Origin of the sequence: Streptomyces sp. adm13(2018) (assembly GCF_008042145.1) — a bacterium.
Classification (GTDB): Bacteria; Actinomycetota; Actinomycetes; order Streptomycetales; family Streptomycetaceae; genus Streptomyces.
The window spans coordinates 1398146-1406722 of the sequence record NZ_RDBH01000129.1; the positions used below are offsets into that span (position 1 = coordinate 1398146).

General features: G+C 73.6%; 9 protein-coding genes and 1 pseudogene. 8 read left to right on the plus strand and 2 right to left on the minus strand.

What is annotated here, in order from left to right:
• The first annotated feature begins 3 nt into the window (after positions 1-3).
• The 5 genes from EAO70_RS23110 (at position 4) to EAO70_RS23130 (ending at position 5073) form a co-directional block, all read left to right on the plus strand.
• Positions 4-1233 carry a segregation and condensation protein A gene (locus tag EAO70_RS23110; protein WP_148004717.1) on the plus strand — a complete coding sequence of 410 codons (1230 nt, stop codon included), beginning with the start codon at positions 4-6 and terminating at the stop codon, positions 1231-1233.
• On the plus strand, positions 1230-1847 hold the full coding sequence (scpB, locus tag EAO70_RS23115; RefSeq protein ID WP_148004718.1) for an SMC-Scp complex subunit ScpB: 618 nt from the start codon (positions 1230-1232) through the stop codon (positions 1845-1847). The genes EAO70_RS23110 and scpB overlap by 4 nt, the downstream gene beginning before the upstream one ends.
• Positions 1847-3133, plus strand: coding sequence for a pseudouridine synthase (locus tag EAO70_RS23120; RefSeq protein WP_148004719.1), 1287 nt, complete (start codon positions 1847-1849; stop codon positions 3131-3133). The genes scpB and EAO70_RS23120 overlap by 1 nt, the downstream gene beginning before the upstream one ends.
• 180 nt (positions 3134-3313) lie before the next feature.
• Positions 3314-3967, plus strand: a complete 654-nt coding sequence (gene pnuC, locus EAO70_RS23125) for a nicotinamide riboside transporter PnuC (RefSeq protein WP_148004720.1) — start codon at positions 3314-3316, stop codon at positions 3965-3967.
• Positions 3964-5073, plus strand: a complete 1110-nt coding sequence (locus EAO70_RS23130; RefSeq protein WP_261992993.1) for an AAA family ATPase — start codon at positions 3964-3966, stop codon at positions 5071-5073. Before pnuC ends, EAO70_RS23130 begins: the two co-directional genes overlap by 4 nt.
• On the opposite strand, the pseudogene EAO70_RS23135 reads toward EAO70_RS23130, so the two are convergent.
• Positions 5017-5175: pseudogene (locus EAO70_RS23135) on the minus strand (transcriptional regulator); the annotation flags it as partial. The gene EAO70_RS23130 and the pseudogene EAO70_RS23135 overlap by 57 nt on opposite strands.
• Before the next feature lie 74 nt (positions 5176-5249).
• Here EAO70_RS23135 and EAO70_RS23140 point away from each other — a divergent pair.
• The 3 genes from EAO70_RS23140 to EAO70_RS23150 are packed head-to-tail and all read left to right on the plus strand — an operon-like array spanning position 5250 to position 7798.
• Positions 5250-6008 carry an NUDIX hydrolase gene (locus EAO70_RS23140; RefSeq protein WP_148004721.1) on the plus strand — a complete coding sequence of 253 codons (759 nt, stop codon included), beginning with the start codon at positions 5250-5252 and terminating at the stop codon, positions 6006-6008.
• A complete protein-coding gene (locus tag EAO70_RS23145) occupies positions 6005-7036 on the plus strand; it encodes an ADP-ribosylglycohydrolase family protein (RefSeq protein ID WP_148004722.1) in 1032 nt (343 codons plus the stop codon). The genes EAO70_RS23140 and EAO70_RS23145 overlap by 4 nt, the downstream gene beginning before the upstream one ends.
• A gap of 3 nt (positions 7037-7039) precedes the next feature.
• Positions 7040-7798 (plus strand): DNA polymerase beta superfamily protein, encoded by a 759-nt coding sequence (locus EAO70_RS23150; RefSeq protein WP_148004723.1) that lies wholly within the window; start codon positions 7040-7042, stop codon positions 7796-7798.
• A 12-nt stretch (positions 7799-7810) separates the two neighbouring features.
• On the opposite strand, the gene EAO70_RS23155 is transcribed toward EAO70_RS23150, so the two are convergent.
• Positions 7811-8506 (minus strand): DNA polymerase beta superfamily protein, encoded by a 696-nt coding sequence (locus EAO70_RS23155; RefSeq protein WP_148004724.1) that lies wholly within the window; start codon positions 8504-8506, stop codon positions 7811-7813.
• Between the last annotated feature and the right edge of the window lie 71 nt (positions 8507-8577).

Genomic DNA, 8577 nt, shown 5'->3' on the forward strand with positions numbered 1-8577 from the left:
TCCATGCACCACGCCCCTGACGAAACGTCCCGCCCCCCACGCCGCCGCGCCCTGGGGCGGGGCCCGGGCGATCCACCGGCCGCGCCTCCTGCGGAGGGCGAGGCGGAGGTGCCGGTGAGGGCACCGGCGCCTCCGGAGGCCGGGCCGGCGACGGGGCCGGAGTCTGCGGCCGAGCCGGCGCTTGCGGCCGAGCCCGGGCGCACGCCCGCGGCGGGCCCCGAGCCCGCGCACGGGGGCGGACCCGGAGCCGTACCCGAGCGCGAGGCGACGTCCGCGCTCGAAGCCACGGCCGACCCGGGCGCCGCGCCGGCGGCGGGGCCGGACCGTGCGGCCGCCCCCGAGACCGCGCCTGTGCCTCCGGCAGGGCCAGAGCCTGTCGCCGAGCCCGAGCCCGAGCCCGCGCCCCCCGGCGCGCCCGGCGCCGCCCCCGTCGACAGTGCTGACGGGCGCTTCACCGTGCGGCTCGCGAACTTCGAGGGGCCCTTCGATCTGCTCCTGCAGCTGATCACCAAGCACAAGCTCGACGTCACCGAGGTCGCCCTCTCGCGGGTCACCGACGAGTTCATGGCGCACCTGCGGGCCCTCGGGCCCGACGGGGACCTCGACCAGACCACCGAGTTCCTCGTCGTCGCCGCCACCCTGCTCGATCTCAAGGCTGCCCGGCTGCTGCCCGCCGCCGAGGTCGAGGACGAGGCCGACCTCGCGCTCCTGGAGGCCCGCGACCTGCTCTTCGCCCGGCTCCTCCAGTACCGCGCGTACAAGCGCATCGCGGCGATCTTCGAGGAGCGGTGGGAGGCCGAGGGCCGGCGCCACCCCCGTACCGTCGGGCTCGAACCGCACCACGCCCAGCTGCTGCCCGAGGTCGTCATCTCCATCGGCGCCGAGGGCTTCGCCCGGCTGGCCGTGAAGGCCATGCAGCCCAAGGCCGAGCCGCAGGTGTACATCGACCACATCCACGCCCCGCTCGTCAGCGTCCGCGAGCAGGCCGCCGTCGTCGTCTCGCTGCTGCGGGAGCGCGGGACGGCGCTCTTCCGGGAGCTCATCGAGGACGTCGGCGACGACACCCTCACCGTCGTCGCCCGCTTCCTCGCCCTCCTGGAGCTCTACCGGGAGAAGGCCGTCGGCCTCGACCAGGAGACCGCCCTGGGGGACCTCACGGTCACCTGGACCGGCGGCGAGGCGGATCCCGCGGGGGCCGTGACCGACGAGTTCGACCAGGAGACCGCCGCATGAGCGACGTGAAGCCCGCCCTCAAGCCCGCGCTGGAAGCCGTCCTGATGGTCGTCGACGAGCCCGCCACCGAGGCGCACCTCGCCAAGGTCCTGGAGCGCACCCCCCGCGAGGTGGCCGACGCGCTGCGCGAGCTGGCCGACGAGTACACCGTCCAGGGCCGCGGCTTCGAGCTGCGACAGGTCGCCGGCGGCTGGCGCTACTACACCCGCGCCGACCAGGCCGCGGCCGTCGAGGCCTTCGTCCTGGAGGGGCAGCAGGCCCGTCTCACCCAGGCGGCCCTGGAGACCCTCGCGGTGGTCGCGTACCGCCAGCCGGTCAGCCGTTCCCGGGTCTCCGCGGTCCGCGGAGTGAACTGTGACGGCGTGATGAGGACCCTGCTCCAGCGGGGTCTGGTGGAGGAGACGGGCGCGGAACCCGAAACAGGTGCGATCCTGTACAGGACGACGAACTACTTCCTGGAGCGGATGGGCCTGCGCGGCCTTGACGAGCTCCCCGAGCTCGCGCCCTTCCTCCCCGAGGCCGAGGCGGTCGAGCCGGACTCACTGGAAGGGGTCCCGTCGTTCGATCCGGATGCACCGGATCGTGAGGACGACGACGACAAGACGGAAGTTTGATGCGAAGCAGCAGCGGCAGGAACAGCAGCGGAAACAACGGCGGGAGCCGTGGTGGCAACAGCGGCGGCCGCGGCGGCAGCAGCGGTGGCGGCCGTGGCGGCAGCGGCGGCGGTGGCGGCTACCGGGGCTCCGGTGGCGGCTCCGGCAGCGGCGGCGGCGGTTACCGCGGTGGCAGCGGCGGTGGCGGTGGCTACCGCGGCGGCAGCGGCTCCGGCGGCGGTGGCTACCAGGGCGGCGGCTCCGGCGGTGGCTACCAGGGTGGCGGTCGCGACGGCCAGAAGAGCCAGAGCAACCCGCGCCGGCCTCGCCCCGAGGAGCGCACCTACGACGTGAGCCCGCCCGCCGAGGCCCCCAAGAAGGGCCGCGGCTCCGCGGCCCGCGGCGGCGCCAAGGGCGGCCCCAAGGCCCCGCAGGGCGGCACCCCGCCCCGTCGCGGCCCGCACGGCCAGCGCCAGGCCCCGGCCCGCTCGCGCGAGCTCGACGCCAAGATCGAGCAGCGCAACCGGGAGCGGTACGAGAACCGGCCCGAGATCAAGACCCCGAAGACCTTCCCCGGCGCCGAGCAGGAGGGCGAGCGGCTGCAGAAGGTCCTCGCCCGCGCCGGCATGGGCTCGCGGCGCGCCTGCGAGGAGCTCATCGAGCAGGCCCGCGTCGAGGTCAACGGCGAGATCGTGCTGGAGCAGGGCAAGCGCGTCGACCCGGAGAAGGACGAGATCAAGGTGGACGGCCTGACCGTCGCCACCCAGTCGTACCTGTTCTTCGCGCTGAACAAGCCGGCCGGTGTGGTCTCCACGATGGAGGACCCGGACGGCCGCCAGTGCCTCGGCGACTACGTCAACAACCGCGAGACGCGGCTCTTCCACGTCGGCCGGCTCGACACGGAGACCGAGGGCATCATCCTGCTCACCAACCACGGTGAGCTGGCCCACCGCCTCACGCACCCGAAGTACGGCGTGAAGAAGACCTACCTGGCCGCCATCACCGGCCCGCTGCCCCGCGAGGTCGGCAAGCGGCTCAAGGACGGCATCGAGCTGGAGGACGGCTACGCCCGCGCGGACCACTTCCGCGTGGTCGAGCAGACCGGCAAGAACTACCTGGTCGAGGTCACGCTGCACGAGGGACGCAAGCACATCGTGCGCCGCATGCTCGCCGAGGCGGGCTTCCCGGTCGAGAAGCTGGTCCGCACGGCCTTCGGGCCGATCGGTCTGGGCGACCAGAAGTCGGGCTGGCTGCGCCGCCTCACCAACACGGAGGTCGGCATGCTGATGAAGGAAGTCGGCATGTAAGGCCCCGCGCCGCCGTACGAGAGAGCCCGCGACCGCCTGTCGGTCGCGGGCTCTTCCGTGTCCGGGAGGTCGGCGACCGGCGGGTGGTCCTCGGCTCTCCCGCGTCCGGGACCCGGTCCAAGGGCTTGTGGCCGCGACCCGTCGCCCTTTATAGTCAACCTGACTCTAAAGGAGGCGGGCGTGAGCCTCGCAAGCATTCTCGAACCCATGCAGCAGCCGCTCTTCACCATCCTGGACACCCCGGTCAGCTGGACCGAGGTCCTGGGCTTCGGCAGCGGTGCGCTCTGCGTCTGGCTCGTCGCCCGCCAGCACCTCGCGAACTGGCCCATCGGCATCGCCAACAACCTGTTCTTCGTCCTGCTCTTCACGCAGGCAGGGCTGTACGCCGACGCCGGCCTCCAGATCGTCTTCATCACCCTCGCCGTGTACGGCTGGTGGACCTGGACCCACGGGGGTGGACCAGGCTCCGACGCCCTCCCGGTGCGCCGCACCACGCGCACCGAGTGGACGTGGCTGCTCACGGCGGGGGCGGTGGGGACCCTCGCCCTCACCCTGCTCCTCGACCGCGCCACCGACTCGACCGTCCCCTTCTGGGACGCCCTCACGACCGCGCTCTCCCTCATGGCGACCTACGGCCAGTGCCGCAAGCGCCTGGAGTCCTGGTGGCTGTGGATCGCCGCCGACCTGATCTACGTCCCCCTGTACGCGTACAAGGAGCTCTACCTGACCTCCCTGCTCTACGTCGGCTTCATGACGCTCTGCGTCCACGGCCTGCGCGGCTGGACCAAGGACCTCGCCGGCCGCCGCGCCCTCGGCACGGAGGTGGCGGCGTGACGCGCTACGGACACGGCCTGGTCCTCGGCAAGTTCTATCCGCCGCACGCCGGCCACCACCACCTCGTCGAGACGGCCCTCGCCCGCTGCGAACGCCTCACCGTCCTCGTCTGCGCCTCCTCCGTGGAGAGCATCGCCCTGGAGGACCGGGTCGCCTGGATGCGGGAGGTCCATCCCGACGCCCTCGTCGTCGGAGCCGTCGACGACCACCCCGTCGACCTCCGGGACCCCGACGTCTGGGACGCCCACATGGCGGTCTTCCGCGCCGCCGTGCCCGAGTCCGTCGACGCCGTCTTCACCTCGGAGCCGTACGGGGAGGAACTCGCCCGCCGCTTCGGCGCCGAGGCCGTCTCCGTCGACCCAGGGCGCGAGCGCTTCCCCGTCTCCGGGACCGCCGTCCGCGCGGACCCCGCCGGCACCTGGGACTTCCTGGAGCCGCCCGTACGCGCCGCGCTCACCCGCCGGGTCGTCGTCCTCGGCGCCGAGTCCACCGGCACCACCACGATGGCCCTCGCCCTCGCCGACCACTACCGGCGGCGCGGCGGCGTCTGGGCCCGCACCCGGTACGTACCGGAGTACGGCCGCGAGTACAGCGAACTCAAGCTCGCCGAACTCCGCGCCGAACGGCCCGGCGCCGCCTGGTCCGACGTCGCCTTCCACTCCGCCGACTTCCCCGTCATCGCCCAGCGCCAGGCCGAACTGGAGGAGCAGGCGGCCCGCGACGGCTCACCCGTCCTCTTCTGCGACACCGACGCCTTCGCCACCACCATCTGGCACGAGCGCTACATGGGCACCACCAGCGCCGCCACGGGGGAGATCGCCGCCCGCGGCCGGCAGCACCTCTGGCTGCTCACCGACCACCGGGGCGTCGACTTCGAGGACGACGGACTGCGCGACGGAGAGCACCTGCGGCCCTGGATGACGGCGCGGTTCCTCACCCAGCTCGCCCACAGCGAGCGCCGCACTGCCGTCCTCACCGGCCCGCACGAGGAGCGGCTGGCGGCCGCGGGCGGCGATCTCCCCCGTGGCGGCGCTGGTGGTGCCCATGTAGCGCTCGTGCCAGATGGTGGTGGCGAAGGCGTCGGTGTCGCAGAAGAGGACGGGTGAGCCGTCGCGGGCCGCCTGCTCCTCCAGTTCGGCCTGGCGCTGGGCGATGACGGGGAAGTCGGCGGAGTGGAAGGCGACGTCGGACCAGGCGGCGCCGGGCCGTTCGGCGCGGAGTTCGGCGAGCTTGAGTTCGCTGTACTCGCGGCCGTACTCCGGTACGCGGGGGAGCGGGCAGCTTGCCCGGGGACGCGGCTGGAGCCGTCGCCGGGGGCGCGCCCGTGGGGTACGACCCGCGCGCCTTCGAACCGTTCGCCGTCACCGTCGACCTCGCCGTCCTCACCCTCCGCGAGGACCGCCTCCACGTCCTGCTCGTCGAGCGCGGCCAGTCACCGTACGCCGGGTCCTGGGCGCTCCCCGGCGGCTTCGTCCAGCCCCGCGAGTCCGCCGAACTGGCCGCCCGCCGTGAACTCGCCGAGGAGACCGGGCTCTCCGGAGCCACCGTCGCCGGACTCCACCTCGAACAGCTCCGCACCTACAGCGATCCCGACCGCGACCCGAGGATGCGGGTCGTCTCCGTCGCCTTCGCCGCCCTGGTGCCCGACGCCCCCGAACCCCGCGGCGGCGGGGACGCGGCGCAGGCCCGGTGGGTGCCGTACGGGACGCACGGGACGCTCGCCTTCGACCACGACCGCATCCTCGCCGACGCCCACGAACGGGTCGGCGCCAAGCTGGAGTACACCTGCCTCGCGACCGCCTTCTGCCCGCCCGAGTTCACGCTCGGCGAGCTCCGGCAGGTCTACGAGACGGTCTGGGGCGTCGAGCTCGACCGCCCCAACTTCCGGCGCAAGGTCCTCGCCACGCCCGGCTTCGTCCGGGCCGTGGAAGGGCCGCCGCGCCTCACCGGCGGACGGGGGAAACCGGCCGCCCTGTACCGGGCGGGCGAGGCCACCACCCTCCACCCGCCCCTCCTGCGACCGGAAGGACGATCCACGTGAACCTCGCACGCACCGCGACCAGGCAGGCCGCGACCGGCTCCCTGATAGGCCTGGCACTCGGCGACGCGCTGGGCTTCCCGACCGAGTTCAACAACGTGCCCGCGATCCTCGCCAAGGTCGGCCCCTGGCGGGAGATGGCCCTGCCGGTCAGCGGCGGGACGGCGTACGTCACCGACGACACCCAGATGGCCCTCGCCTTCGCCCGGGGCATCCGCACGGCCATGGACCGGGAGCTGCTGTCCCCGCACGCGCTCGCCGGTCCCGTCCGCGCCGAGTTCGTCGACTGGTACCACTCCCCGGAGAACAACCGCGCCCCCGGCAACACCTGTCTGACGGCCTGCGCGCTCCTCGACGGCGACCGGCCCTGGCAGGACGCCAGCCAGATCCACTCCAAGGGCTGCGGCGCCAACATGCGGGTCACCCCCGTCGGGCTCGTCCCCGGGCTGAGCGAGGAGCAGCGGGCCGGGGCCGCGCAGCTCCAGGCGGCCCTGACCCACGGTCACCCCACCGCGCTCGCCGCCTCCGACCTCACCGCCCGCGCCGTGCACCTCCTGGCCCAGGGCGTCGACCCGGCCGGACTCGTCGGACAGCTGCGCTCGTACGCGTACGAGAACCGCTCCCGGTACCACGAGCACTGGCTCGGCGACCTCTGGACCCGGTCCCAGGACCCCTCCGCCCGGCACTTCGTCGAGCGCGGCTGGGACGAGTGCCTGGCCGTCCTGGAGCGCCTCGACGCCGTCCAGCGCACGGCCGACCCCGAACTCGACCCCTGTACGTACACCGGGGACGGCTGGATCGCCGAGGAGGCCCTCGCGACCGCGCTGCTCTGCTTCCTGCTCTTCCCCGGCGAACCCCTCACCGCCCTGCGCCGGGCCGCCTGCACCCGGGGCGACTCGGACTCGATCGCGGCCCTCGCGGGTGCCTTCGCCGGCGCGCACCTCGGCGCGGGCGCCTGGCCGCAGGAGTGGGCGGAGCGCGTCGAGTACCGGAGCGACCTGCTGACCTTCGGCGCCCTCTGGGACGCTTGACCCATGACGCTCACCCTGGACCTGGACCTCTCGGCCGTCGTCGCCGAACAGCCCGACCCCCTGCTCTTCGCGACCGTCTCCGGCGCGCACCTGTACGGGTTCCCGTCCCGCGACTCGGACGTGGACCTGCGCGGCGCGCACCTGCTGCCGGTGGAGGCGCTGGTCGGGCTGCGCGAGCCCGAGGAGACCCGCAGCCGGATGTGGGACCGGGACGGCGTCGAGATGGACCTGGTCACCCACGACCTGCGGAAGTTCGCCCGGCTGATGCTGCGCCGCAACGGCTACGTCCTGGAGCAGCTCACCTCCCCGCTCGTCGCGCACACCACGGAGGCCCACGCGGAGCTGGTCTCGCTCGTGCCCGAGGTGCTCACCTCCCACCACGCCCACCACTACCGGGGGTTCGCCGGCACCCAGTGGCGGCTCTTCGAGCGCAGCGGTGAACTCAAGCCGCTGCTCTACACCTACCGGGCGCTGCTGACCGGCATCCACCTGATGCGCTCGGGCGAGGTCCAGGCCCATCTGCCGACCCTGGCCGGGGAGGTCGCCGAGGCGCCCGCCCGGCTGTCCGACCTCGTCGCGGCGAAGGCGGCCGCGGAGCACGGGCTCGCGGAGGTGGGCGTCGAGGACGTACGGGCGGAGACGGAGGCCCTGCACGCCGTCCTGGACGAGGCGCAGGCCGCGTCGGGCCTGGTGGAGACGGCGGAACGGGCCCACGCCCTGCTGCACGACCTGGTCGTCCGGGCCAGGGCGACCGCGTCTTAGGGGGCCCCGGGGCTAGCCCGGGAGTTCGGCGGTCGCCGAGGCGCGGCGTGCGCGGATCAGGAAGTCCTGCACGCGCGCGTGGTCCGGCGCCGCCGGGAGCGGGGTCGTGTCGAGGGCGTGGTCGGCCTCCTCCTGGAGGCGGTTCATCCAGGCCTCCACCTCGCTCCAGGCCACTTCGCCGCGCTTCACGGCGAGGAGGCGCTCGCGGTCGTCGCCGACGTCGATCCGCAGCTCGCCCGAGCGCAMCAGGTCCCGGCAGCTGGTCAGCAGCCGCAGTAGGTGCATGGCGTGCTTCCAGCGCGGATGGCCGTACTGGCGAACGTCCGCGTCGAGCTTGCGGCGCTGCCCTCCCGCGTAGCGGACGAAGGTCTGGTGCGCCTGCCGGGAGAGGAAGGCGCCGCGGAGCGAGAGCAGTTCGCGGCCGAGGTCGTCGACGTGCTCGACCACGGGGGAGTGGAGGCACTCCAGCACGTTCGGGTTGTTGCGCAGGGCCAGTTCGCAGAAGCGTTCCAGCTCCCAGCTGAACTGCTCCTCGCCGGGGCCCTCCACGTGCGCGGGGGGCTTGTCGAAGTGCCAGAACAGCGGTGTCGGGGCGAGGTACACGCCCCGGACGTCCGTGTCGCTGCCCTCGGTCGCGAGGCCGAAGGCGCGCGAGCCCATCACACAGGAGTAGATCGTGTGCTCGCGCACCAGTTCGTCCGGAGTCATGGCGGTCAGGCTACGGCAGGGCCGTGACAGGGCTCTGTCAGGGCGGGTCCCCCCGCCGGCGCGGGCTCCCC